We start from the raw sequence: 25,062 nt of genomic DNA, 5'->3' as shown, positions 1-25,062 counted from the left end.
TTCGGCCAAACGAGCGAGGACAGGATGAGGATCGATCTCAATTCCGATATGGGCGAAGGATTTGGTCCCTACCGGCTATGCGATGACGAGGCCATGATGAAGGTTGTGTCTTCGGCCAACATTGCTTGTGGGTTCCATGGCGGCGATCCGGACACGATGGCGAGGATGGTACGTCTGGCGAAAGCAAATGGTGTCGGTATTGGTGCGCACCCCGGCTTACCGGATCGAGCCGGGTTCGGGCGCAAGGAAATAGCGTTTCAGCCCGACGAACTGAGACAACAGCTGCTTTATCAACTCGGGGCCCTCACGGCGATTGCCAAGGGCGAGGGGATGACTGTTGGTCATTTCAGCTTTCATGCCGCGATGGGCAACATGGTAAACCGCGACCCTGCATTGGCTGACTTGATGATGGACGCCATTTCGAAGGTCGCCCCCGATCTTGTGATCCTTGTAACCCCCGATAGCGAGATCGAAAGGGCAGCCAGGCGAGCCAAGCTCCGGTCACTGGCGCTCTTCCTGGCCGATCGCGCCTACGATGCGGCAGGAAAGCTGGTTGCCCGCGGTCTTCCCGGAGCTCTGGTGAAGGATGAAGCATCTGTGCGCACGCGCGTCCGACGCTTCCTCATCGAAGGAACAGTCGAGGCGATAGATGGAACCGTCATTCAGATGCCGGCCCGCTCGATCCTCGTGCACAGCGACACACCAGGATCTCTGGAACTGGCGAGCCTGATCCGCAACGAAATTGTGTCCGTCGGCGCAACGTTGGCGCCGGCCGTCGAACTGGCATCCTGACAACAAACCAACCCGATCCATTCAATTGAAAGATCAACACAATGCCCTCCGTAGCCGACCGCTTGAAAAATGTGTCCGTGTCCGCATCCGCCGCCATGACCCAGCGTGCCCGAGAGCTTTCCGCAAAGGGGATCAAGGTCGTCAGCCTGTCTTCGGGGGAACCGGATTTTCCGACGCCTGTCCATGCCATCGAAGCGGCTCATGCAGCCGCCCTTGGCGGGGACACCAAGTATCCACCCATGGATGGCACGCCCGCGCTCAAGGCGGCAATTGCCGCGAAATTCAAGCGAGACAACAACCTCGACTATGAGGCAAGCCAGATCGTCGTTTCTGGCGGTGGCAAGCAAGTGATTTTCAACGCCATGCTTGCAACCTGCAATCCCGGTGACGAAGTTGTCATACCGACACCGTCATGGGTCAGCTATGCTGATATCGTCAAGTTTGCTGGCGGCACCCCGGTTGCAGTCCCGTGTTTCGAACAGGCAGGCTTCAAACTTCGGGCCGAGGACCTCGAAGCTGCAATCACGCCCCGGACGAAATGGCTTATTTTGAACTTTCCAAACAACCCTACCGGTGCGGCCTGCTCGCGCGCCGAAATGGCCGCAATCGCAGAGGTCATGCTGCGTCATCCCGACATTTGGATTTTGACGGACGATATCTACGAGCATCTCGTCTATGACGGCTTCGACTTTTGCACGATTGCAGAGGTGGAGCCGCGGCTATACGACCGGGTTTTGACCATGAACGGCGTCTCGAAGGCCTATGCGATGACTGGCTGGCGCCTTGGATTTTGTGCTAGCGGCTCAAAACAGCTGGTGGCTGCGATCAGCAACGTGAACGGTCAAAACGGCGGAGGGATCTCGACGGTCGCGCAGGCTGCGGCGATCGCGGCACTGAATGGCCCCCAGGATTTGCTCAAGGAGCGGGCGGCGATCTATCGAGAGAGACGTGACTTTGTTGTCGACACGCTTTCGAAGATCGACGGGCTACGTTGCCACAAGCCCGAAGGCGCATTCTACGTCTATCCCAACATGTCCGCCGTAATCGGCAGGACCACAAAGGGTGGCCGGAAAATCGAGACCGATGTCGATTTCGTCATGGCTCTGGTCGAGGAACATCACGTGGCTACGGTGCAAGGTGCTGCCTATGGCATGAGCCCCTATTTCCGCGTCTCCTATGCGACCAGCATGGAGATGCTGCGCGAGGGTTGTGCCCGCATCGAGCAGTTCTGCAAGGATATGCGCTGAGGCACTTTTATCGCTTCAGCTGTTCGGTCAACTCAATAAGGATGTCCTTGACCGCAAGTGCCGGTTCGGAAAGTGAACTCTGATCCGACGTACAAAGCGACAACGTTTCCTCAATCCGTGGTGAGACGAGCCGACAAACAAGCGGCTCGCTCGATTCTTTCACAATGCGGTCGGCGATCGCCTTTGGCATGATTGTGGCGCCGAGGCCGCTCGCAACCGCTCGCGCAAGGGTCCTTACGATCTCGACTTCGGCGACGATCTTGAGATTGATCCTGCTGCGCGTGAAGGCTGTATCCACGGCTCGCCGCACGAAATTGTAGGCCGGTGGAAGAAGCAGCGGAATGCCGTCAAGCGCGCCGATGGGCACGGGCTTTGAGCCGTCGTCGATGGCGAAGCCCTGCGGAGCGACGAGGTAGAATTCCTCGCTCAATATTGGATCGAATCGCACGCCTTTGATTGGGCCCTCGCCGTGAATGAGCGCCATTTCCAGTTTTCCGTTCATTATCAACTGGCTGTACGTCTGCCCGACACTCTCGGTCAGGTGCAGCAATATCCCGGGGTGCCTTTTTCTTGTTTCAGCGAGGAGTTCGACCGACAAGGTGGCAGCGCTGCTGAATGGGACAAGGCCTACGGAGACTCGGCCTGCGAGCGAGTTTCCCGCTGCGGCGGCGTCTGCCTGGGCCTGCTCCATCTGGCGCAGAATGATCTGCGCATGCCTGTAAACGGCATGGCCTGCATCGGTCATTGTCACGCCCTGCTGGCTTCGCAAAAGCAGTTTTTGTCCGAAGTGTTCCTCAAGGGCGGCCAACTGCTGGCTAAGCGCTGGCTGGGCCAGATGAAGTATGTCAGCAGCCCTGGTGATGCTGCCGCTGTCGACGATGACGATAAAGGACCTAAGGCGTTTGATATCCATGTCAGATCAAACCGTTGCGATCTTCTGTGACGGCATGTCTACAGCACTGCCCGGCATTTGCAATGCGGGCAAACCAACGCGCGTGCCGAGCGGGTAAGTTTGGGCGGTCCGGTAGCGGCGCATGTGCTCCATAAGACTTGCTTATTACTCCAGAAATAATCGGTCTTAGGCAAGCGCCACGCGCTTCGCTAAGGTCCAGGTAACAACAAGGGAACTGATATGCCTTTCTCCGATTACAAGACAGCTTTGGTCACAGGCGCATCGTCCGGCATTGGTGCGGCCATCGTTGAGCGGTTCAGTCGCGAGAACATTGAAGTTCACGCGATTGCTCGCAGTGCAGGCGCTTTGGAGGAACTTGCCGCTCGCACCGGCTGCATCGCTCATGCAATTGACGTCACCGACCGCCAGGCAATCGCTGATCTGGCGGGCCAGTATGAATTCGATATCCTGGTCAACAATGCCGGCGTTGACCGTCCGAAGAAATTCCTGGAGGCGGACGAGGGCGACATCGATCTACTGGTCGATGTAAACCTGCGCGCAGTGCTCCATATTTGCCGGCTGATCGTCCCAGGAATGGTGGCCCGTGATCGTGGGCACGTGATCAACATCTCCTCCATCGCAGGCAATTACAACTTTGGCGGAAACTCAACCTATCACGCCGTGAAGGCCGGTGTTGCGATGCTATCCAACCAGCTCCGCATCGATGCATTCGGCAAACGTGTTCGAGTGACTGAAGTGTGCCCCGGCCGCGTTGCTACGGACATCTTCAACCACGTCCATGGCAACGACCCCAGCGTGCGGGAGCGGTTCATTGATGGCTTTGAGCTGCCGCAGGCTTGCGATATCGCTGATGCGATCGCATTTGCCGTCGCCGCACCGGTCGCCGTCAACATCGGGCACATGGAGATCACGCCGACACTTCAAGTGATGGGTGGCCTTCAGACGGCAAAGCCGCAAGCTCCAGGCAGCGAGCGCTCCGCCGAGAGGACAAAACCGTGAGCGGATTTGATCTCTCGGCAATACTCGCAAATCCCGAGTACCGGGCAATGCTTGTGCACGGCGTCGAGATGACCTTCATCATCTACGCCGGCTCGTGGATACTGGCGATGTCGCTCGCAATCCTCTTGCTGGGTATCAGGATTTCACCGCTTCGCTTTGCCGAGCCGGTCGTCAAGGGATATGTCTCCTATCATCGGAACGTCCCGACCCTTGTGCAGCTCATGCTCTGGTACTTCGGGATCTACACCCTGATGCCGCAGGGCCTGACGGACTGGCTGGCCAACCACAACGCCGAGGCAATATTTGCTGTGATCGGGCTCGGCCTTTGCCAGGCCGCCTACTTCAGCGAGGACCTGCGATCAGGTCTGCGTTCGGTCAGCCCCGGGCAGATGGAAGCGGCCAAGGCGCTCGGGCACGGCTATGTGTCAGCCATGCGGTTCGTCATCATGCCACAGGGCATTCGCAACGCACTTCCGCCTCTGATCAACCATAGCGTCTCCCTGTTCAAGAACAGCAGTCTCGCCATCGTCGTCGGTGCGTCCGAGCTGACGCATGCGGTCAAGGAAATCGACAATTTGAGCTTCCGTACCTTTGAGATCTATCTCGTCGGCACGGTGATCTATCTGTTCTTTTCCCTGATCATCATGGGCATCGGTGCATCGGTCTCCATGCGCACCGACCTTGCGGGGAGGGGACGCCGATGATCCAGGACATCATCAATATCATCAAAGACTACTGGCTCCTGCTCCTGATTGGCCAGTATCCGAACGGACCACTTGGCGGCCTCGCAAGCACGTTGCTTCTCTCGGTACTCGCCATCGGGCTTGCGTTTCCCGTCAGTATTCTTCTGGCGCTAGCCAGACTGTCAAAATGGGCCGCACTGCGTTGGCCTGTGACCGGTCTTGTCTATGTCACGCGCGGCGTGCCGCTGCTGATGCTGATCCTGTGGTGCTACTTCCTGGTACCCTTATGGACCGGTGCCGATGTGCCAAGCTTCTGGATCATGCTCGTAACGCTCGTCATTTACGAGGGTGCATTCCTCAGCGAGGTCGTTCGAGCCGGTATCGTGTCGCTTGGGCAGGGTCAGATGGACGCTGCCAGAGCCCTCGGTCACAGCTACCTGGGAGCCATGCTCTACGTGATCCTCCCGCAGGCCCTCTACAACATGATACCGAGCATGATCTCCACGTACGTATCCACGATCAAGGACACCACGCTCGGTTATGTGATCAATGTTCCCGATCTGACCTTCGCCGCCAGCCAGGTGAACAATCAGCTCCTGTCGCAGCCATTCCAGGTCTTCCTGGTGCTTGCCCTTGTCTACTACGCGCTCTGCTGGACGCTTACGTTCATCGCCAACAGCGTCGAGAGGCGCATCACACGACGACGGTCCGGACCCGTGAATGTCCGGCTTCAACCCGACCCAATGCCCCTTAAAACCCTTACGGAGCAGCTATGAGCACGCCTGAAACAAAATCGCAGGAGGCGCAGGCAATCCGCCTGACGGGCGTCTGCAAGAACTATGGCGACTATCAGGTGCTCAAGAGCATCGACGCCGAGGTCCGCCGGGGAGAGGTCGTGGTCATCTGCGGCCCGTCCGGCTCGGGAAAATCGACACTCATCCGAACCGTCAACCGCCTGGAAGAAATCAGCAGCGGCTCGATCGAGTTCGAAGGACAAAACATCCATGCCAAGATGCCGTCAAGCCAATTGAACAGGCTGCGCAGCAGGATCGGCTTCGTCTTCCAGAGCTTCAATCTGTTTCCGCATCTTTCGGTGGTCGACAACGTTTCGATGTCCCCGATCAAGGTGAAGGGAGAGGCAGCGCAAGTAGCGCGGGCAAAGGCATTGGCGCTGCTTGATCGGGTCGGGCTCGCTGACAAGGCAAATTCCTATCCCGCACAGCTTTCCGGCGGCCAGCAACAACGAGTTGCCATTGCACGTGCGCTGGCAATGGAGCCGCCGGTCATGCTCTTTGATGAACCGACAAGCGCGCTGGATCCCGAGATGGTCGGAGAAGTGCTGAGTGTCATGAAGAACCTCGCCTCCGAAGGGATGACGATGCTTTGCGTCACTCACGAGATGAACTTTGCCCGTGATGTGGCTGATCGCATCTGGTTCATCGACGCCGGCGAAATCCTGGAGACCGGAACGCCCGACGAGTTTTTCAAGAACCCCCGCCATCCGCGCGCGCAGCGCTTCCTGTCGGATCTGAGGCACTGACCGCCAAGACTTCATAACAAGGAGAACAGCAAATGAACTGGAAATGCCTTATTGTAAGTGCAGCGCTTGTAGGAGCCGCATCGCTCCCGGCAAAGGCTGATCAGCTCGATACCATTCTGTCCAACAAGACGCTGCGTTGCGCAACCTACGCGGATGTCCCTCCGTTTTCCTCTCCAGACCTGAAGACCCGTGAAATGGTCGGCTTTGACGTCGATCTCTGCAAGGCGATCGCTCGCGAACTCGGCGTAACGGCCGAGATCAAGCCGATCTCGGTCGAAGCCCGTGTTCCAGAAGTTAAGCTCGGACGAGTGGACATTACTGTCGCAAACCTCGCCTACACGAAGAGCCGCGCCGAGCAGATCCAGTACAGCGATCCCTACTACATCGCCAAGGAAATGCTGATCGTTCCGGCCGACGACGCCGGCAAGGCAAAGGCCGATTACCAGGGTCAGCGGATCGCCTCGACCAAGGGGTCGACCTCGGAACTCTCCATCAAACTCAACAAGTCCGAACCACTCACCTTCCAGGATACCGGTTCGGCCTATCTTGCGGTCCAGCAGGGTAAGGCACGCGGCATGGTCGCAAACACAATGACGACCACCAAGCTCGTCAATGAATCGCAAACGCGCGGCAAGAAGATGCGCATGATCGAGGAGCCGATGCTCTATCAGCCGATCGGGATCGGCATGCAGAAGGACCAGCCGGCGCTGACGGCCAAGGTCAACGAAATTCTCCATAAGCTCGATGACACCGGTGAGATCAACAAGATCTGGGACACCTGGCTTGGGCCGAACACCGAATACAAAATGACGCGCACCGACAAGGTTGCTCCCCTCACCGAACTTAAGTTCGACGTCATCCCCTAAGCAGAGGCTCGGGTGATACAGCCTGAACCAATCAGCCTATGCGGCGGGCTTTGGCCCGCCGAACCTATTACCTTGCACAATGAGAGAAACGTTCTTCGCGAGGCCAAATGGGCGTCGCTACTCAACGGGTGGGACGCACTTCCAGCTCCCCAGTTCCCCCTGTTGACCCACCACTTCGAGCAAGATCTTGCGAACCTCGATTACGGCTTTGGTGGCCGGGTGGTCAACGGGGCTATCAAGAACAAGTCTGCGCGTAAACCCTTTGCCGGCAAGGGGAAGCGCCGACAGAATGCCGCGTTGATAATCTTCGAAGATGGCGCCACGTCCCAGGACCGCAAAGCCTACTCCGGCTCTAATAGCGGCTTTGGTACTGGCAAGTCCCTCGATCTCGCGCACGATGTTGATCCCCTTGCCAAGCATCAGCGCCTGACGTTCAAGCAGGATGCGGATGCCGTGCCGCCGCGTCGGGAGGATCAACGGGAGATCGAGCGCATCACCGATGGAGATGGGCGTGTCACGAGGGGGAAAATGCCCTGCCGGGGCGACCGCATACAACGTCTCGTCGAAGAGCGCGACGGCCGTCGGCCTGGCGACTTCTTCAAGATTGATCGCCAGATCGTGTGTTTTTGTCTCTATTGCCAAACGGAGAGTCTGGCTGTCACCTTCACTGATCGTCAGGCGGATCTTGGGGAAGCGCTGTTCACACAGCTGGATGAGAGGGACGACGATGGATGGCGCTATCGAGGCGAGCACGCCAAGCGATACATCGCCGGTCGGATTAAGGGCTTGTTCTTTCGTTGCAGCCTCTGCCTGATCGAGCGCTTTCAGGATCGCCAAGGTATGGGTGAGCAGGATCTTGCCCGCCTCCGTCACGACCACACCGCGTGGCGTACGCGTTAAAAGCTGAACCGCAAGCTGTTCCTCAAGCGAACGCATGTGAAGGCTCAAGGCCGGTTGGGCAACCCCCAATTCATGCGAGGCGCGGGTGAACGAGCCGAACTCGGCGATCTTCGAAAAATAGCGAAGCTTCAATAGGTCGAGTGCCACAGCCCCTCGCAATGGGTCCATACAATTATGTTATATCTGTCATCTTCAATATATATTTGTGTGAATAACGCAACCTGCTTAGATATTTTCTCAGCGAGAGGAAGCGCACCAGGGAGGGTTTCATGGACATGATTAAACTGATTGCTGCATCGGTCATTGGCATTGCGGCGTTCACGCACACGGTCTCGGCAGGCGAGCTCGACGACATCAAGGCGGCTGGCAAGATCACCTGCGGCGTCCTTACAAATTCGCCGCCCCTCGGATTTCAGGATCCCAAGACGCGGGAGCCCGCAGGCTACGAGATCGATATCTGCCGTCAGTTTGCACAGTCGATAGGCGTTACCGCGCAATTGGTGCCGGTGTCTCCACAAACGCGCATGGCCGAACTCGTACAGGGCCGCGTTGACGTTCTGGCGTCGTTGCTCAGCTACAGCAAGGAACGGGCCGAGCAAGTCGACTTCAGCGGCGCCTATATAGCTGAAGACTTCAATTTCGTCGTTCTCGATCAATCTGACATAAAGAAGGTTGACGACCTCTCAAATCAGCGGATCGGTCTGGTCAAGGGCTCGGTACTCATTCCGTTGACAGAAAAGCGGCTTCCAGACGCCCGTGTCCTGTCTTTCGAAACGAGCGCAGCTTCGTTCCTTGCTCTCCAACAGGGCAAGGTGAAGGCAACGGTCTATCGCTATTCCGAGGGCAAGGCAGTCGAGCGCAATGCTGGCGACGGCATCAAGCCACTACGGTTCCTGGACGAGCCGCTGCTGTCGATGCCATCCGGATTTGCTTTCCAAAAGGGATCGGCTGAGCTTGTGAAGGCAGCCAATGATTTTCTCGCCAAGCTCGAAACGTCTGGCGAGGGTCAGAAGCTCTACGACAAATGGCTCGGCAAGGATTCGGACCTCAAGGCGACGCGCAAGTTCGAATTCGGCAAACCGCAGGAAACCTGGTTTACCAACTGATCGTCCAGGGCCTCACTTGCATGGGATACCAACTCGACTTCGGCAAGGTCCTCCAGGGCCAGTATCTGGACATGATCCTGCAGGGTCTGGAGACAACGATGATCCTCTTCGTTGTCTCGTGGATCCTCGGACTAATCCTTGCGATCGTCCTGACAGTCGTCCGGGCGATCGAATTCAAGCCGACCGAATTTATGGTCGCCGCATTTGTCGAGTATCATCGAAATGTGCCGATCTTGATCCAGCTTTTCGTCTGGTACTTCGGATTTGCAGTCATTCTGCCGGATTCGGTCAATGACTTCCTAAACGACATTGGTGCCGAGATTGGCTACGCCATTGTGGCGCTTGCGCTGAACAAGGCGGCATATATGTCGGAGGATTTTCGCAGCGGCCTGAGATCCATCCACCCCGCTCAGTTCGAAGCAGCCAGATCAATCGGCCTGACATATCTCGGTGCCATGCGGTGGGTTATCCTTCCTCAGGCCTGGAGGCTCGCACTGCCGGCGCTTCTCGGCCAGACGCTGATCCTTTTCAAGGCGACCAGCCTCGGCGCCGCGATCGGAGTGGCGGAGCTCTCTTATCAGGCCCGCTACGTCGAAGAGCAGTCATTCAGGATTTTTGAAGCCTACGGGATAACGACCGCCATCTACATGGTGATCTCTTTCGCGATCATGTGGATCTCATCCGTGCTCGAAAAGCGCTTCCAATTGCAGGTCAAGTGATGTTGGAAATCCTCCACGAATACGGGTTGATGCTTCTGATTGGCGAGTACCCGCACGGCAAGCTCGGTGGGCTCGCCCTCACCTTGATCATCTCCTTCGTCAGCCTCTTTGCGACATTTCCGTGCAGCGTTGTCATCGCACTTGCACGGACAAGCCGCGTAGCCTGGTTGCAGAAGCTGGCAACCGGATTTGTGCATTCAGTGCGGGCCATTCCGCTTCTGATGTTGATCTTTTGGGCCTACTTCGCACTGCCAATGCTCATTGGCTTTCCAATCGATGCGACGGTCACGCTTGTCGTTGCAATCGTTATCTATCAAACCGCCTACCTCGGCGAGATCATTGCAGCAGGGATCAACGGGTTGCCAAAGGGCCAGGCCGAAGCCGCAAAGGCGCTCGGGCTCGGTTATGTCCCGACAACTTTCAGGGTCATACTGCCTCAGGCGCTCTTTAATGTCATTCCCGGCATCATCAATCAGTTGACGACAATCATCAAGGAAAGCTCGCTGGGCTCGATTATCGCCGTCTCCGAGCTGTCCTACGTCATGCTTCAGGTCAACTCCAACGAAGTGACAAAGCCACTGCAGATTTTCGGCATCCTGGCCGCGACATATTTCATCCTCTGCTTCTGCCTTTCTCAGGCAACGAACTGGCTGGAGCGTCGAATCGCAAACAAGCGCACAGGGCGTTTTTTCGTGGAGGCATTGGCGTGATCGAGTTCGACAAGGTCTCGAAATGGTTCGGCGCGGTCAAGGTCCTGACATCAGTATCCGCATCTGTCGCGAAGGGCAGTACGGTCGTGCTTTGCGGACCGTCGGGATCCGGCAAGTCAACACTTGCCCGCACTGTCAATCGGCTGGAGCCGATCCAGGAAGGAACGATAACAATCGATGGTCGCGACATCCATGCAACCGGCGTCGACGTCAACAAGCTCAGGACCGGGATCGGCTTCGTCTTCCAGCAGTTCAACCTCTTCCCACACCTGACGGTGCTCGAAAATGTGATGCTGCCGCTGCAGCGTATTCGCAGCTACTCGCGCAAGGACGCCGCACCACTGGCGATGGAGATGCTTTCACGCGTCGGGCTTGCCGAGAAAGCGAAATCGCTTCCGGCCGATATTTCCGGCGGCCAGTCGCAGCGCGTAGCAATAGCTCGATCGCTCATCCTGAATCCCGGGGTGCTCATTCTGGACGAGCCGACAAGCGCGCTCGATCCAGAGATGGTCGGAGAGGTGCTCAAACTTTTGAGGAAGCTTTCCGAGGACGGGATGACCATGATGTGCGTCACACACGAGATGGGGTTTGCGCGCGAGGTGTCTGACCGAATCTGGTTTCTGAAGAAGGGCGAGCTCAGGTTTGATGATGAACCGACAGCTTTCTTCTCGACTGATGCACCATCCGAGGTCCGGTCTTTCCTTTCCGCTGTCAACCGTACGCATTGAAGGATTTCCCGCTTGGAGCAAGCACGCACGAAAGACGCCTCCGCTATCGTGGAGATCTCGAATGTTCAGAAGTGGTACGGCGATTTTCACGTCCTTCGTGATATCAATCTCACCGTTATGCGCGGCGAGCGCATCGTGATTGCAGGCCCATCGGGCTCCGGCAAGTCGACGATGATCCGCTGCATCAATCGCCTGGAGGAGCACCAGAAGGGCCAGATCATCGTCGATGGAAATGAACTCACCGGCGACATGAAAAAAATCGGCGAGGTCCGCCGCGAAGTCGGCATGGTGTTCCAGCACTTCAACCTCTTTCCCCACCTGACGATCCTTGAGAACTGCATGCTGGCGCCCCTCTGGGCGCGCAAGATGCCCAGGAAGCAGGCAGAGGAAGTTGCCATGCATTTCCTTGCCCGCGTCAAGATCCCCGAGCAGGCAAAGAAGTATCCGGGCCAGCTATCGGGTGGTCAGCAGCAGCGCGTTGCCATTGCACGCGCGCTCTGCATGCGCCCAAAGATCATGCTGTTCGACGAACCGACATCGGCACTCGACCCCGAGATGGTCAAGGAAGTGCTCGACACCATGGTCGGTCTGGCGGAAGAGGGGATGACGATGCTGTGCGTCACTCACGAAATGGGCTTTGCCCGCCAGGTCGCCAACCGTGTCATCTTCATGGATCAGGGGCAGATCGTCGAACAGAACTCGCCAACTGCGTTCTTCGACAATCCGCAGCACGAGCGCACAAGGCTATTTCTCAGCCAGCTCCTGCACTAGGCCGCCATCAGCGAACCTTGTTCCTACTCACCGCACATCCTCGACCAACGATGCATGGGCACCCCGAGGTGCGCTGTCCCGAGTGGCTCTTATGTCAGGCCCGGTTGTCCATACATTGAAGTTATAGCTGGCATCGAGAACATATATTTGCGCGATGCCTCTGCCCGCTGGTATGACGCGATCATTAAGGAGCCAGCCCATATACGCTGCGCCAAGGAGGAAACAGATGATCAAGCTCAATCAGAAGATAGACCGTCCATCGAAAGAAGATGTCGCGGCGATTTCGAAGTTTTCCCCGGCAACGCTCCATGAGGCACAGGGTCGCAAGGGCGCGCTTTCTTCGCGCATCAAGCCAGTCGACTACACAATGAAGCTCTGTGGTCCTGCGTTCACCGTCAAGTGTGCGCCACGCGACAATATCATGCTGCAGGTGGCGATAAACTATGCTCAGCCTGGCGACATCATCGTCGTGTCGGCCGGTGAATACGAAGAGGCCGGCTCCTTCGGCGATGTGCTTGCCAACGCGTGCCTCGCAAAAGGCATTGGTGGTCTCGTGACCGATACTGGCGTTCGTGACACCCTTCAGTTGCGCGAGCTTGGCTTTCCGGTGTTCTCGCTCAGTGTCTGCATCAAGGGCACGGTGAAGGAAACCGTTGGGATTACAAACGAGCCTATCACCGTCGGAGACGAAATCATCAACCCGGGTGACATCATCGTTGGCGATGCCGATGGGCTTGTCGTCGTCCGGAAAGGCGAAGCAGCCGAGGTCGCCAAGCTCGCTCAGGCACGAGAAGATGCCGAGGCAGGCTATATCGCTGCGTATAAGGCTGGAAAATCTGTCGTGGAAGTGTCTAACCTCGAAGGCGTGTTGAAGGCAAAAGGCCTTCTCGTTGAAGGCTGACGCCGTTCGTCGACGGTTGGAGTACAGAATGACTTATCCTCTCTTTGATCTTTCCGGTCGCCGGGCACTTGTGACCGGCTCCTCACAGGGCATCGGTCTTGCGTTGGCCAAGGGCCTTGCTGAGCACGGCGCAAGCGTCGTCCTGAACGGTAGAGATGCCGGAAAGCTTGCCGCCGCCGCCCGTGAGTTTATCGCGGCTGGCCATTCGGTCGCCACCGCCGACTTCGACGTCACCGATGCTCAGGCCGTCGAGAGAGGCGTTGGCAAGATCGAAGACGATGTCGGCGCCATCGACATTCTGATCAACAATGCTGGTATGCAGTTCCGCACGCCGCTTGAGGACTTCCCCGCAGAGCGCTGGGAGCAACTGCTGAAGACCAACATTTCCAGCGTCTTCTATGTGGGACAGGCTGTCGCCCGTCACATGATCAAGCGCGGTTCCGGCAAGATCATCAATATTGCGTCCGTGCAGAGTGAACTCGCTCGTCCAGGCATTGCCCCCTATACGGCGACGAAGGGTGCGGTAAAGAACCTGACACGAGGGATGTGCGCCGACTGGGCAAAGTACGGACTTCAGATCAACGCGATCGCCCCTGGTTACTTCAAGACCCCACTCAATCAGGCGCTCGTCGACAGCACGGAGTTTTCGTCCTGGTTGGAGAAGCGCACGCCGGCCGCCCGTTGGGGAGATGTCGACGAACTGGTCGGCGCTGCCGTCTTTCTCGCCGGCAAGGCTTCCTCCTTTGTGAACGGACACACGCTCTATGTCGACGGTGGCATCACAACCTGCCTCTAGTTCAGGTCTGCACCTTGGCCCTATCGTCGTGATGGGCGTCTCGGGGTGCGGCAAGACATCGGTTGGCAAGATGCTCGCCTCTCAACTCGGATACCGATTTGTCGAGGGCGACAGCAGGCATCCAGCCGTCAACGTCGAAAAGATGACGGCAGGCGTTGCCCTAAGCGACGACGACCGCTGGCCCTGGCTCGAATTGCTCGGTGAGGAACTCGCATCGGCAGCGGACACAGTGATTTCCTGCTCGGCGTTGAAGCGGTCGTATCGAGATCTGCTGCGGCGCCGGGCAGGCGGCCCGATCAAGTTCGTTTTCCTGCAGGGGGATCGCTCGACGCTTGCAGCCAGGATGAGCAATCGCAAGGCTCACTACATGCCGCTCTCCTTGCTCGATAGTCAGCTGGCGACCCTCGAACTACCGGTAGGAGAGCGTGACGTCGTCACCATCGAGGTTGATCAGCCGGTCGAGCGCATCGTGTCGGTGGCGATGGCATCGCTCGCCTCCTTGTCCAACCGGCAATCTGAACCATCCAAAAAGTAGTGGAGGAAACCATGTCGAAACCCGAGATTCTCCTCGTGGGGCCCTATCCGGAATGGGATCTGGTCGAACTAGAGAAACAGTACGTCGTCCACAAACTCTACGAGGCTACCGACAAAGACGCTTTCCTGAGCGACAGGGCCGCCGGCATCCGTGCGGTTGCCACCCGCGGAGAACTCGGTGCGTCGGCTGCGATGATCGAGAAGCTGCCAAATGTGCAGATCGTCTCTGTCTACGGGGTGGGGTATGATGCGGTCGATCTTCCCGCATGCCGCGCAAGGGGCATCCATGTCACCAATACACCGGACGTCCTGACCAATGATGTCGCCGATTTAGGCATCGCGATGATGCTCGCCCAATCCAGAGGCATGATCGGTGCAGAACGCTGGGTCAAGGATGGAAGCTGGGCCGCAAAAGGCCTCTACCCATTGAAGCGCCGCGTCTGGGGTCGCAGGGTCGGCGTGCTCGGCCTTGGCCGTATCGGTTTTGAAGTTGCCAAGCGTCTCAAGGGATTCGACATGGATATCGCCTATAGCGATGTGTCGGAAAAACCTTATGCGGAAGGTATGACCTATATCGCTGATCCAGTCGCGCTCGCCGAGCGCTCGGACTTCCTCTTCGTGACGCTGGCAGCGTCTGCAGCCACACGCCACATCGTCTCGCGTGACGTCATTACGGCGCTTGGACCGGAGGGCATGCTGATTAACATCTCTCGTGCGTCCAACATCGACGAGGACGCTCTGCTCGAAGCGCTGGAAAACGGTGTGCTTGGCTCGGCTGCGCTCGACGTCTTCGAGGGCGAGCCGAAACTCAATCCTCGGTTCCTCTCTCTCGACAATGTGCTGCTGCAGCCGCACCATGCATCGGGTACGATAGAAACCCGAAAGGCGATGGGTCAGCTTGTGCGCGATAATCTGGCAGCACACTTCGCAAATGCGCCGCTGCCCACTCCAGTTGTTTGAGGTGATGAGATGAAAGCTGTCGTAATCCACGCCGCCAAGGACCTGCGCATCGAGGACCGCGAACTCGAAACGCTCGGCAAGGGCCAAGTCGAGGTCGCCATCGAAGCTGGCGGGATCTGCGGTTCGGATCTGCACTACTACAACCACGGTGGGTTTGGCACGGTCCGCGTGCGCGAGCCGATGATCCTGGGGCACGAGGTCGCCGGCACGATCAAGGCGGTCGGTGAGGGCGTATCGCATCTGGTGACCGGCGACCGCGTTGCGGTCTCGCCGAGCCGCCCGTGCAATGCTTGTGACTATTGCCTCAAAGGGCAGCAGAACCAATGCGTCAACATGCGCTTCTACGGCAGTGCCATGCCGATGCCACATATCCAGGGTGCTTTCAGACAACGGCTGATCGCCGAAGATTGGCAGTGCCACAAGGTGGCTGACGACATCTCCATTAATGAAGCAGCCTTTGCTGAACCGTTCGCGGTGACATTGCACGCCGTCAATCGCGCCGGCTCGCTGGCTGGCAAGCGCGTGCTGGTCACGGGCTGTGGTCCAATTGGTGCACTTTCGATCATTGCCGCCCGCGCCCACGGGGCCCGCGAGATCGTCGCCACCGACGTGATGGATGCGGTGCTCAAGAAGGCTGGCGAAGTGGGTGCCGATCGCACGATCAACGTTGCGAACGCACCTGAGGAACTTTCAAGCTATTCCGCCAACAAGGGATACTTCGACGTCCACTTCGAGGCATCTGGCAACGGCAGCGCCGTGCGCTCCGGCCTTGAGGTCTTAAAGCCGCGTGCAACACTTGTGCAGCTCGGGCTGGGCGGCGATGTGTCGATACCGCAAAACATGGTGGTCGCAAAGGAAATCGAGATAAGGGGCACATTCCGCTTTCACGAGGAATTCGGCGTTGCCGTAGATCTCATCAACTCTCGTCGGGTTGATCTTAGAGCTCTGCTTAGCGGGATTTATCCATTGGTCGATGCAATCCAGGCATTCGAAGCCGCTGGCGATCGTAGTAAGTCGATGAAGGTGCAACTGGCGTTCTGACCCGAGCCCCTGCAGAGTCTGATGGTCAAAGCAAAGGCGACATCATCGATGTGATCATGTCCGTGGGCGGCTTGAGCTGTCGGACGCCGCCCACTCCAGGCTTCGGCATCGTCCATAGCAACGGCCCGGCCGGGTTTGCCCCGCGGCAGTACCGCAGGCCTTGCCTTTGCAGGAGCGTTCGATCGGGTTGCTCTTCTGAACCTCGGGCGTCAATAGTACCGTGGAATCTTGCCCTCTTGCGGGGTCTGATTGGGCAACTCGACAAAGTCTTGGTCGAGGAAACACCAGCCCCATCCTTCAGGAGGATCGTAGCCTTCGATGATCGGGTGTCCGGTCTCCTCGAAATGCTTTGTGGCGTGTTTGCCTGCAGACTGGTCGCAACAGCCGACATGACCGCACTCCCTGCAGAGCCGCAGGTGAAACCAGATTTCACCCTCAGCCAGGCACTCTTCGCATCCAGCGGTAAGCGGTTTGACGCTTCGAGCCAATCGAACATGGTCACATGATATTACCATTGATGCCCCGCTCTCCTTTCGTACGATAACTATCGCGGCAATCGGAACGTGGCAATTGTACTCCGGTATAGGGATGGTCGATGCAAGAACGCGCCCAATTGCCAGCATTGGGATTCGACGGTAGTGCACAGACTGCATCTCAACGCGGAGGAGCCGCCCCCGGGCGGACAAGGGGCGGCTCTCGAGGACCATTTTCCCGACCGTAGCTGAGGGGGAGGCTACCGCCGTGGTCCTGGTCGCTATTGGGAGGACTTGAGCGACACCATAGATACTAGCTCTAATAGCGGCGCCGCGGAATTGGGCTGAGGTATATCAACACCTATCCACTTGGCTAGGGAACGTGGCGGGAAGTATCAGCTGCGGATGCTCCTTCAGGTCAACCACAGATATATTACCTGGAGCCGTTAGACGCTTAAGCGATTAGCCAGACTCAACCACAGGGATAAATGTCGCGCACTCAAACCTTGGGTGATTTGCCAAGTTGCTGTAAATCATGCCAAATTGCTTCGGTCGCCACTGTTGAATGGTTACGAAGCGCTCCCCAATGGACCAAATTCCAGATAGTCGGAAGAACAGTCTCGTCTATTCGTTCGGACCCTTCCGCCTTCATCCTGATCGCCAACTTCTGGTACGAGACGGTATAGCCGTAAAGCTTGGCGGCAGAGCTTTCGAACTTCTTCATCTGCTTGTACGCCGAAATGGGGAGATTGTGGGCAAGGAGGACCTCACTGCCGCCGCATGGCCCGGCGTCTTCGTGCATGAGAGCAATCTCAAGGTCAATTTGCATAGTCTGCGGCGCTCGCTTGGCGACACTCAAAAGCAGCCCGAATATATCGCGACGATAGCAGGGCGGGGGTATCGCTTTGTCGCACGCGTCGAGATCGGGTTCGCGGACGAAGACGACTTTGCGATTTCCGTAGAGTATTCGGTGTCAAGCACGTTACCTCCCCAACGTGAGGTCGTTGGTAGAGAGATGGAGATCCAGCACCTACTGGACCTTCTTTTTGGCAAAGACCCCCTCGTAACGGTCGCCGGAGCCGGGGGTGTCGGCAAGACAACCGTCGCCGTGGCGGCCGCATATCTTTTTGCCCAAGAGCGGTCGGCGGGCATTTGCTATGTGGATTTGTCGAAGGTTGACGATCCTTCCATACTGCCTTCCGCATTGGCCGCCGCCCTTGGTCTGCGCGGCGAATTGGGCGATCCGCTGACAGCGGTCACTGACTTCTTGAGACAACGTCAGCTGCTTCTACTACTGGACAATTGCGAGCATATACTCTCGGCAGTTTCCATCTTTGTCTCAAAGCTCCGTACAAAGCAAAGCCGATGCAAGCTTTTGGTAACGAGCCGCGAGCCCGTGCGCGTGCCAACCGAGCACGTCTATTTGCTGAACAACCTTGCGGTCCCGGACGACGACGCTGCCTCTACGGCAGAGAGCATTTTGCGCTTTCCGGCAGTCGAGCTATTTGTGCATCGAGCAGCCGAGTGGAACGGGTATCAACTGAGCGACAATGATTGCGAAACAGTCGCTGGCATCTGCCGGGCGCTTGAAGGCCTTCCCCTTGCGCTTGAGCTAGCCGCGGCAAACCTGGAGCAGACAAGTGCGACAGACCTGCTCGCGATGCTCGACGAATTCCTGGACTTTCGCCATCGCCACGCAGGGTCCGACTTGCCCGATAGGCACGAGACGCTACTCGCTACCATCGACTGGAGCTTCAGTCTCTTGTCGAACACAGAGGCAACGGTATTCTGTATCTCGTCTGTTTTCGCCGACAGTTTCGAACTCGAAGACGGCGTAGCTGTCGCTGCCTCGCTCGGTCTTACCACCGTGGATGTTATTGCCGCCCTCGGTGCGCTGGTCGGAAAGTCACTAATCACCGCGCAAGTTAACGGCGCTGGCCTGCGATACAGAGTGTTGGACAGCACGCGTCGCTATGGAGCCAGACGCCTCAAAGAACAACAGCTGGACAAGCGGTGCCGGCAAGCGCACGCCGAGCGCATGCTCCGTATCTTCGAGCAATCGGGCAGTGAATGGGGCTGGCGGGAAAGGGCTGACTGGACCCAAAGTTACCTCACCCGCCTCGCTGACTTGCGAAGCGCTTTCCTATGGGCATTCGGCGAAGATGGGGACGCCCTTCTTGGAATTCAGCTAACAGCTGCAACCCTTCCACTATGGTTTGAGTCGTCACTGGTCGCAGAGGCCAGAACCAGAGTAGAGGCTGCCTTGGTCGTTTCGCAGACGACAGAATGCGCGCCATTGCTCAAAGCGAAGCTTTCTCTTGCCCGTTCGTGGAGCATGATGTTCGGGAGGCCCTATACACCCGACATGGGGCAGGCATGGTTGTCTGCATTTGAGTTTGCCCGTCAAGCGGGATCGATCGATTATCAGCTTCAGGCGCTTGTCGGAGCAGCCTACTTTTCGATGGATACCGGAAATATCGATCAGGCAATTGTCCTGCTAAATGAATTTCGAACTCTCGCGGACAGCCATCACTATCATGAGTTCGATCCCGAGTATGGGAGTGCACTGGCCTGGGCAAAAGGCCATGCGGGCGACATTCTCCAAAGTATCAGCGATCTTGAAAGCCTCGCAGATGCACATGTCCGCGTTAGCCACGGACCACGAAAAGGCGGCCTGCTCGCTGATCGAACGGCGGGGATCACCGGCCACATTCCATTCTTCGCTTGGATCGCCGGACGAGTCGACTACGCGGCTGAGCTTGCATTGGGGACCCTTGGCCAGGCCGAACGCGAAGGGTACTTCATGTCTCAGTCAAATGTTCTGGCTCAGGCGGTTTGCCCCGTGTCGTATTTTCGCGGGGACCTTGCAGCCCTGGAAACGAACGTGGCAAAGCTACGCTCAATCCTCGAAATGGAGAACATCGGTGTATGGTTTCCAGTTCAAAGCTTCTTTGCTGCCGCGCTCGACGATCTTCGGGGCGACGATAGTGCCGAGGTGCGGATGCGGATCGCGATCGACGACTTTGTCGACAGCCGTTTCGTTCTGCGGCTTCCGGGTTTGATTGGTATCCTGGCCGAAATCTACATCCGCAAAGGCAAGTTTGACCTGGCGAGCGATGCACTGGACCTGGCTGAAAAATACGAGAAGCAGCAGAGTGAGGGATGGTGCCGAGCAGAGCTTCGGCGGGTCAGAGCCAAATTTATGCAGCAAACAAATAGGGTCGCCGAGGCTGAACAGCTTTATATCATGGCGTTGGAGGATGCTCGGACCCGGGGCGCGCGGTCGCATCAACTGCGCATCGCTACGGATCTAGCAAATCAGTTTAACCAAACCGGGCGTTTCGCCGATGCGTCCGCGATGCTTCGACCTGTGATGGATCAGTTGAGCGAAGGATTCACTACAAAGGACTACCTCGCGGCGACCAGAGTGCTGGCAGATGCAGTGCGCGCCGGGAAAAAGTAACAGCGTTATCGAGTTAAATCTGAAGTTCAGGCCTGAGGGACGCGCCGTCGATTTGGAACTTCGTCACCAATCGATTGTCGCAGGCCCGCCCGTTCGTCGCACCGGCCCTCGGGACGAAGATCCCTGGTGCTCAAGGCACGGACCTTCTCAGGCGCACCGATACCAGAGCGCTGAAATAGGATCAACCTCAGACGTTTGAGCGATAAGCATCCCGCAGCGTGTCGCGTGAAATTGTGATGGCGCAGCTACATGGACGCCATCGCCCTGGATGGATACCCCGGGCGATGATTGTGCGACAGGAAGCTGCCGTTCCGTAGTTTGTCAAAGCTGAGAACTCCAAGTGCCTAAATTGTTCGGCTCGCGACGATGCCGATGACCGAGACGGACATGCTCAGCATTGACTGTGTCCATCGTTGCGACGCAGTCGAGCGTTTCAGAGCTTCACGCCTGCTTCCTGAAAGCCGCAAGCAATTCCTTCGCCAGCGGTCCCGCCGAGGCAGGATTCTGACCGGTGATGAGGCGGCCATCAACGACGACATGAGGTTCCCAATTGCCTGCAGACGAGTACTCGGCACCTTCGGCGCGCAACGCATCCTCAAGTTCGTACGGTACGTCCTCGCGGGCGTAGTCGTACTCCTCCTTCCTTGAGAAAGCCGTCAGCTTCTTGCCACGCACAAATGGCGTTCCATCTCCGAGGTCCACGCCGAGCAAGGAGCAGGGGCCATGGCAAACAGCAGTGACGAACTTGCCTGTTGTCCAGGCGCGCACGACCGCCTTCTGAACCTCTGCATTGCGTGCGATATCGACCATTGGGCCTAGGCCACCCGGCATCAGAATAGCGTCGTAATCCGCCGCGTCCACCTCGGATAGCTTGCGGCTGCGATTCAGCCGGCGAAAGGCCTTGCTCTCAAAAAAGCTCTTCTGGGCCGGATCTTTCTCATCATAAGCATCATAGGGTGTCCACCCGCCTGCGAGTGAAGCAAACTCAACCGCAATGCCTGCCTTGTCGAGGACGTCAAAGGGATGAGCGACCTCTCCGAAGAAGAAACCGGTCTTCCGGTTGTGCGGCCCTATCACGGCGGCATTGGTCACGATGAACAGAACGTGTTGCGTCATTTCCTTCTCCTTGGGTTTAACGAGGATCTGAAGCGACGGCGACGCACGCCGTCTCAATGCTTGCCGTCGGTGGGGCGACCAGATGGACCGATGGTGCCCCGCGACCAGGGTTTCTCGGCATTGCGATCCAGGAAATTGAGAATTAGCTGTGCCATCTCATCCGCTTGTCTTCGAAGGCGAAGTGTCCGGTATCAAGGATGTGAAACTCAGCCGAGGAAGATCGGGCGGATTGGGGTGCGCACCTTCTTCGGGGATATCTTATCTCCGGAACATTCCAAGACCCAAACGATAGTGACTTCACGAGGGACTATGCCTGATGGTTACAGGGTCAACGAGTTAATCGTCGCAAATCCTTGGGAAACGAATTCTTCCTGCGGTCTAGCTTTTGCAGCTTCATTGCGGCGAGAAGCGCAACTGCCTTGCTCGACTTCGAACCCGCGCGCTTCAGCCCGCGCACATATCCGGGCGAACTCTCTTAGGGAGTATGGCACTGAACCCTCGTCGTCATTCTATCATTTTCCCATGACGCTCCAATGGCTAGACATCAGTCCATTTGGAGAACATCGCTGCCTGTCCGAAGTCTTCGCCGTTGCTGCCCCGCAACTGCCAAACGATCCCGTCCTCCATCCAAAAATGCCCTCCGGACCTGGTAACACGAAGCCCGCGATAGCCCGCCATAAAGCCGTTTTGAGCCACCGCATCCAGGAGAGCCTGACGTTCGCTCCGCTCGCTTGGGCCGGCAGACAGCTTCGACCTCAACTTCGTGAATTCGGACCAGCTGTATCCGAACACTCGTTGCGCAGTGAGGTTTGCGTAGACGAAGGTCGGGTCGGTATCCGTGTTGTGAGCGACCACCACGAAGGGCGCGTCACCGTAGAGCCATTCGGGTCCCCGATCCTGTTCGACCAAGGGCCTTCCCACCAGGCGTTTAAAACTTCCGGTCAGAAGTTCGAAAAACGCCGGATCGTATGGGTTAACCCCGTCGCTCAGTTTCATGTCAGTTCCTTTCGTGGTCGACCCTTGAAATGCCCGTGATCCGTTAAAAGAATGTCTGTCGGGTGTCGCTGATACTCAAGACGGTTTGCGCTGTAACACTGGCACCCGACCTGTAGCTTTCTCTCATTCCTCGGCGTCTTATCTTGCGCCTTGAAGGCTCAACGCCTTCTAGCCGGAGCCGACACCGGCGCCAATCTAGCTTGGCGTATAGTCTGCCTGTTCCTTTCGATAGTCAGGCCAGGACCGGCCTCCGTTTGGGAAGGGCGGCTCGAGCGAACAGTTCGTAGTGCCCGGATGGATGCCGAAAGCGTCGGCACAGACTTCACGTCGTTTAACATCTTTTCGCGGGTTTATGAGGGTAGCCGGATGTAGCGTTGGAATTTAGTACCGACTTCCGATGGGATCGCTGGTTGGATGACGAACGACGCACCGTGTCTTAGGCAAAATGCCCCGGCGGCGAGCAGGCCTACACGCCGCCAAATCCTGGTAGCGGGAGCCGTTGCGGTTCTGGGAGGTACCGCGCGCGCCAAGGCGGCGGCAGACAAGACACTGGTCCTCGGGCAGGTATCGTTGAGTTTCTATGCCGTAACCGGAGCTGTCGTGCAGGAAGCTCTTGAGAGGCTAGGTTACTCTGTGGTGGTGGAGGAAGGGCCCCATGAGAAAATCTTCCCGTTATTGGGCGAAGGTTCCATCGACCTGATGGCAGCGGCGTGGCTACCGGAAGGGCACGCTCGATATTGGGATCAGTATGGGAAAGGGGCCCTGGAAGTTGCCAGATTATACGACGGTGCGCGCTTCTTTTGGGCTGTGCCCGACTACGTACCGCCTGAAGCGGTTATGTCGATCGCTGACCTGACAAAGCCGGATGTCGCCCAAAAAATGACGAGGATGATCCAGGGGATAGGACCCGGGGCAACAATTACAGCCTTCTCGGAGACTGCCATCAGAGACTATGGCCTGGAGCAGGTGGGGTATTCGCTTCACTACGGGAGCCAGAAGGACTGGATTGACGCCTACCGCAATGGGATCTCGGATCGACGTTGGTTTGTGTTCCCTACCTGGACGCCGCAATTTCTCAATCGCGATGGCCGTCTCAGGGCACTGGACGATCCCAAAGGCGTGCTAGGCAAGAGTAACCGCGCATCGTTGGTTGGTTCACGCTCTCGGTTTGCCGGGCTTCCGCATGCAACGGCAACGACGCTGAGCCGCATTCACCTCGAGACAGAAGCGGTCACCGAAATGGACTGGTTTGTGAATGTAGAGCGGCTTACGCCCCGCAATGCGGCGCGTCGTTGGATGACGGCGAATTCCGACGAAGTAGAACGTTGGTTCGAGGTCTAGTGCCAGCGGAGAGAGGCGGCCGAATATCCCACGGATGCAATTGGATGTCCGGCGACCAATTGCATGGGCGACTTGATGGCCCCGGCACGGATGACGAGCGTTTGTTTCGAAGCGCTGCTCCCCGACTTACTTTTCACGCGAGTTTGCGAGCCTTAACGCGCGCGCCGCTTGACGGTGAGCTAGTTTTCAAGAGTCTATAATTCTTCACGGGAGATCTCCATGACCATTAAAGGCACGTTGGTCGCGGGACCACTCGGTTTCGGCACGGCCCCGCTCGGAAACATGTTTCGGAATATTCCCGACGACGAAGCTGACGCGACGGTTGAAGCGGCCTGGGACGCGGGAACCCGCTTCTTCGACACCGCCCCGTTTTATGGGGCAGGGCTAGCGGAAATTCGGCTTGGGAAAAATCTGGCACGGCGGAAGCGGGATGATTACGTTCTGAGCACCAAAGTCGGTCGGATCATCCTCGATGAGATCGTCAGCGGTCCCCAGGAGTTCGGCGAGAAAGGCACCCTGTTTCAGTACGGGCGCAAAAACAAGGTCATCAACGACTATTCAGCCGACGGAACCATGCGTTCGATCGAGGGCAGCCTCAAGCGACTTGGCGTTGATCGCATCGACTTCGTCTGGATTCATGACATCGCGCAGGATTTTCACGGCGATGCGTGGCTGGGTATGTTCGAGACCGCACGCACTGGGGCGATGAAAGTCCTTGATAGTCTTCGAGACCAGGGGGTCATCAAGGGGTGGGGGCTCGGTGTCAACAAGGTCGAACCCGTTGAACTGATGCTTGGTCTATCTGACCCAAAACCTGATGGCGCGCTGCTGGCGGGTCGCTACACGCTCCTCGATCACGAGTATGCCCTGCAGAGACTGATGCCTGCAGCGGTCGAAAAAGGAGTTCAGATTGTCGTTGGGGGGCCCTACAGTTCGGGAATTCTGGCCGGCGGAGCGCATTTCGAATACGCTGCAGCGCCACCGGCGATAGTCGCAAAAGTCGAGAAAATCAAAGCGACCGCCGCACGCTATAACGTACCCATTAAGGCCGCTGCCCTTCAGTTCTGTCTGGCACACCCAGCTTCCGCCGCCGTCATCCCGGGTGCGAGCAAGCCGGAGCGCATTGCGGAGGATCACGCGGCGTTGAAAACGCCTGTTCCCCCAGAGTTCTGGCAGGAGTTGCGGCGTGAACGACTGGTGTCCCCTGAAGCTCCTCTTCCGATTGATCGATAGGGGCCCAGCTGGGTAGCGGGGTGTGATGCGAGACTTCCGCTGCTTGTTGCGATGCTCTGCTTGCCAGCGCCCGACTATCGTGACAGCGACGGATTCCACTCCTGGCCGGAGAAGGGGCCGTTATAAGTCGTTGGAACGTGACAACGTCCGAGCTTCTGAATGGCGATGGACGTTCGCTCTACCAGAACCCATCTCCAGGGGTGAGAACCACATGGATTCGATTTCATGTCGTGA

The 25,062-nt window shown here is 57.6% G+C and carries 26 protein-coding genes; 20 read left to right on the top strand and 6 right to left on the bottom strand.

Annotated elements, in window-relative coordinates; translation table 11 throughout:
* Positions 1–24 precede the first annotated feature (24 nt).
* The gene (locus JNB88_RS13315; RefSeq protein WP_220355855.1) at positions 25–792 is read left to right on the top strand and encodes a 5-oxoprolinase subunit PxpA; all 768 of its coding nucleotides are present in this window, start codon (positions 25–27) and stop codon (positions 790–792) included.
* A 41-nt stretch (positions 793–833) separates the two neighbouring features.
* The gene (locus JNB88_RS13310; protein ID WP_220355854.1) at positions 834–2,039 is read left to right on the top strand and encodes a pyridoxal phosphate-dependent aminotransferase; all 1,206 of its coding nucleotides are present in this window, start codon (positions 834–836) and stop codon (positions 2,037–2,039) included.
* 7 nt (positions 2,040–2,046) lie between these two features.
* Here the strand turns inward: JNB88_RS13310 and nac are convergent, their stop codons facing one another.
* The gene (gene nac / locus JNB88_RS13305) at positions 2,047–2,952 is read right to left on the bottom strand and encodes a nitrogen assimilation transcriptional regulator NAC (RefSeq protein WP_220355853.1); all 906 of its coding nucleotides are present in this window, start codon (positions 2,950–2,952) and stop codon (positions 2,047–2,049) included.
* A 219-nt stretch (positions 2,953–3,171) separates the two neighbouring features.
* Between nac and JNB88_RS13300 the strand changes: the two genes are divergently transcribed.
* Genes JNB88_RS13300 through JNB88_RS13280 form a run of 5 tightly spaced genes read left to right on the top strand, consistent with a single transcriptional unit; the run spans position 3,172 to position 7,040 of the window.
* Positions 3,172–3,951 (top strand): SDR family oxidoreductase, encoded by a 780-nt coding sequence (locus tag JNB88_RS13300; protein ID WP_220355852.1) that lies wholly within the window; start codon positions 3,172–3,174, stop codon positions 3,949–3,951.
* Complete coding sequence (locus JNB88_RS13295) at positions 3,948–4,655, top strand: amino acid ABC transporter permease (protein ID WP_220355851.1); 708 nt, start codon at positions 3,948–3,950, stop codon at positions 4,653–4,655. Before JNB88_RS13300 ends, JNB88_RS13295 begins: the two co-directional genes overlap by 4 nt.
* Positions 4,652–5,410, top strand: coding sequence for an amino acid ABC transporter permease (locus tag JNB88_RS13290; protein WP_220355850.1), 759 nt, complete (start codon positions 4,652–4,654; stop codon positions 5,408–5,410). The genes JNB88_RS13295 and JNB88_RS13290 overlap by 4 nt, the downstream gene beginning before the upstream one ends.
* The gene (locus tag JNB88_RS13285; RefSeq protein WP_220355849.1) at positions 5,407–6,174 is read left to right on the top strand and encodes an amino acid ABC transporter ATP-binding protein; all 768 of its coding nucleotides are present in this window, start codon (positions 5,407–5,409) and stop codon (positions 6,172–6,174) included. Before JNB88_RS13290 ends, JNB88_RS13285 begins: the two co-directional genes overlap by 4 nt.
* A gap of 32 nt (positions 6,175–6,206) precedes the next feature.
* Positions 6,207–7,040, top strand: a complete 834-nt coding sequence (locus JNB88_RS13280) for an ABC transporter substrate-binding protein (RefSeq protein ID WP_220355848.1) — start codon at positions 6,207–6,209, stop codon at positions 7,038–7,040.
* A 117-nt stretch (positions 7,041–7,157) separates the two neighbouring features.
* On the opposite strand, the gene JNB88_RS13275 is transcribed toward JNB88_RS13280, so the two are convergent.
* The gene (locus JNB88_RS13275; protein ID WP_220355847.1) at positions 7,158–8,087 is read right to left on the bottom strand and encodes a LysR family transcriptional regulator; all 930 of its coding nucleotides are present in this window, start codon (positions 8,085–8,087) and stop codon (positions 7,158–7,160) included.
* A gap of 122 nt (positions 8,088–8,209) precedes the next feature.
* Between JNB88_RS13275 and JNB88_RS13270 the strand changes: the two genes are divergently transcribed.
* The 10 genes from JNB88_RS13270 to JNB88_RS13225 all read left to right on the top strand — a co-directional run bounded on the left by JNB88_RS13270 (position 8,210) and on the right by JNB88_RS13225 (position 16,206).
* A complete protein-coding gene (locus JNB88_RS13270; RefSeq protein ID WP_220355846.1) occupies positions 8,210–9,046 on the top strand; it encodes a transporter substrate-binding domain-containing protein in 837 nt (278 codons plus the stop codon).
* Between the two features lie 20 nt (positions 9,047–9,066).
* The gene (locus JNB88_RS13265) at positions 9,067–9,765 is read left to right on the top strand and encodes an amino acid ABC transporter permease (RefSeq protein WP_220355845.1); all 699 of its coding nucleotides are present in this window, start codon (positions 9,067–9,069) and stop codon (positions 9,763–9,765) included.
* On the top strand, positions 9,765–10,475 hold the full coding sequence (locus tag JNB88_RS13260; RefSeq protein WP_220355844.1) for an amino acid ABC transporter permease: 711 nt from the start codon (positions 9,765–9,767) through the stop codon (positions 10,473–10,475). The genes JNB88_RS13265 and JNB88_RS13260 overlap by 1 nt, the downstream gene beginning before the upstream one ends.
* A complete protein-coding gene (locus JNB88_RS13255) occupies positions 10,472–11,203 on the top strand; it encodes an amino acid ABC transporter ATP-binding protein (protein WP_220355843.1) in 732 nt (243 codons plus the stop codon). Before JNB88_RS13260 ends, JNB88_RS13255 begins: the two co-directional genes overlap by 4 nt.
* A 12-nt stretch (positions 11,204–11,215) precedes the next feature.
* Positions 11,216–11,974, top strand: a complete 759-nt coding sequence (locus JNB88_RS13250) for an amino acid ABC transporter ATP-binding protein (RefSeq protein WP_222858017.1) — start codon at positions 11,216–11,218, stop codon at positions 11,972–11,974.
* A 226-nt stretch (positions 11,975–12,200) separates the two neighbouring features.
* Positions 12,201–12,875, top strand: a complete 675-nt coding sequence (locus JNB88_RS13245; protein ID WP_037136564.1) for a 4-carboxy-4-hydroxy-2-oxoadipate aldolase/oxaloacetate decarboxylase — start codon at positions 12,201–12,203, stop codon at positions 12,873–12,875.
* Positions 12,876–12,903: 28 nt separating this feature from the next.
* Positions 12,904–13,671, top strand: coding sequence for an SDR family oxidoreductase (locus JNB88_RS13240; RefSeq protein ID WP_037136563.1), 768 nt, complete (start codon positions 12,904–12,906; stop codon positions 13,669–13,671).
* Complete coding sequence (locus JNB88_RS13235) at positions 13,640–14,206, top strand: gluconokinase (RefSeq protein ID WP_220355842.1); 567 nt, start codon at positions 13,640–13,642, stop codon at positions 14,204–14,206. Before JNB88_RS13240 ends, JNB88_RS13235 begins: the two co-directional genes overlap by 32 nt.
* Positions 14,207–14,217: 11 nt before the next feature.
* Complete coding sequence (locus JNB88_RS13230) at positions 14,218–15,165, top strand: 2-hydroxyacid dehydrogenase (RefSeq protein ID WP_220355841.1); 948 nt, start codon at positions 14,218–14,220, stop codon at positions 15,163–15,165.
* Between the two features lie 9 nt (positions 15,166–15,174).
* Positions 15,175–16,206, top strand: coding sequence for an L-idonate 5-dehydrogenase (locus tag JNB88_RS13225; protein WP_220355840.1), 1,032 nt, complete (start codon positions 15,175–15,177; stop codon positions 16,204–16,206).
* Between the two features lie 209 nt (positions 16,207–16,415).
* Here JNB88_RS13225 and JNB88_RS13220 read toward each other — a convergent pair whose 3' ends face one another.
* Positions 16,416–16,721: a UBP-type zinc finger domain-containing protein gene (locus JNB88_RS13220; protein ID WP_081931133.1), complete on the bottom strand. Its 306-nt coding sequence runs from the start codon at positions 16,719–16,721 to the stop codon at positions 16,416–16,418.
* Between the two features lie 457 nt (positions 16,722–17,178).
* The gene (locus JNB88_RS33575; protein WP_223217216.1) at positions 17,179–17,508 is read right to left on the bottom strand and encodes a hypothetical protein; all 330 of its coding nucleotides are present in this window, start codon (positions 17,506–17,508) and stop codon (positions 17,179–17,181) included.
* Between JNB88_RS33575 and JNB88_RS34785 the strand changes: the two genes are divergently transcribed.
* The gene (locus JNB88_RS34785) at positions 17,404–20,142 is read left to right on the top strand and encodes a winged helix-turn-helix domain-containing protein (protein ID WP_223217205.1); all 2,739 of its coding nucleotides are present in this window, start codon (positions 17,404–17,406) and stop codon (positions 20,140–20,142) included. The two genes, JNB88_RS33575 and JNB88_RS34785, sit on opposite strands and share 105 nt — an antisense overlap.
* Before the next feature lie 441 nt (positions 20,143–20,583).
* On the opposite strand, the gene JNB88_RS13210 is transcribed toward JNB88_RS34785, so the two are convergent.
* A complete protein-coding gene (locus JNB88_RS13210) occupies positions 20,584–21,258 on the bottom strand; it encodes a type 1 glutamine amidotransferase domain-containing protein (protein WP_220355838.1) in 675 nt (224 codons plus the stop codon).
* A 537-nt stretch (positions 21,259–21,795) separates the two neighbouring features.
* Positions 21,796–22,254, bottom strand: a complete 459-nt coding sequence (locus tag JNB88_RS13205; RefSeq protein ID WP_220355837.1) for an MEKHLA domain-containing protein — start codon at positions 22,252–22,254, stop codon at positions 21,796–21,798.
* A 414-nt stretch (positions 22,255–22,668) separates the two neighbouring features.
* Between JNB88_RS13205 and JNB88_RS13200 the strand changes: the two genes are divergently transcribed.
* Positions 22,669–23,595 (top strand): glycine betaine ABC transporter substrate-binding protein, encoded by a 927-nt coding sequence (locus tag JNB88_RS13200; protein WP_220355836.1) that lies wholly within the window; start codon positions 22,669–22,671, stop codon positions 23,593–23,595.
* Between the two features lie 219 nt (positions 23,596–23,814).
* Positions 23,815–24,828, top strand: a complete 1,014-nt coding sequence (locus JNB88_RS13195; RefSeq protein WP_220355835.1) for an aldo/keto reductase — start codon at positions 23,815–23,817, stop codon at positions 24,826–24,828.
* The last annotated feature ends 234 nt before the right edge of the window (positions 24,829–25,062 follow it).

The organism is Rhizobium cauense, from assembly GCF_019511525.1.
GTDB classification, from domain to species: Bacteria; Pseudomonadota; Alphaproteobacteria; order Rhizobiales; family Rhizobiaceae; genus Rhizobium; species Rhizobium cauense.
The sequence above is the reverse complement of the archived record's forward strand: the minus strand, read 5'-3'. Positions and strand labels throughout refer to the sequence as shown.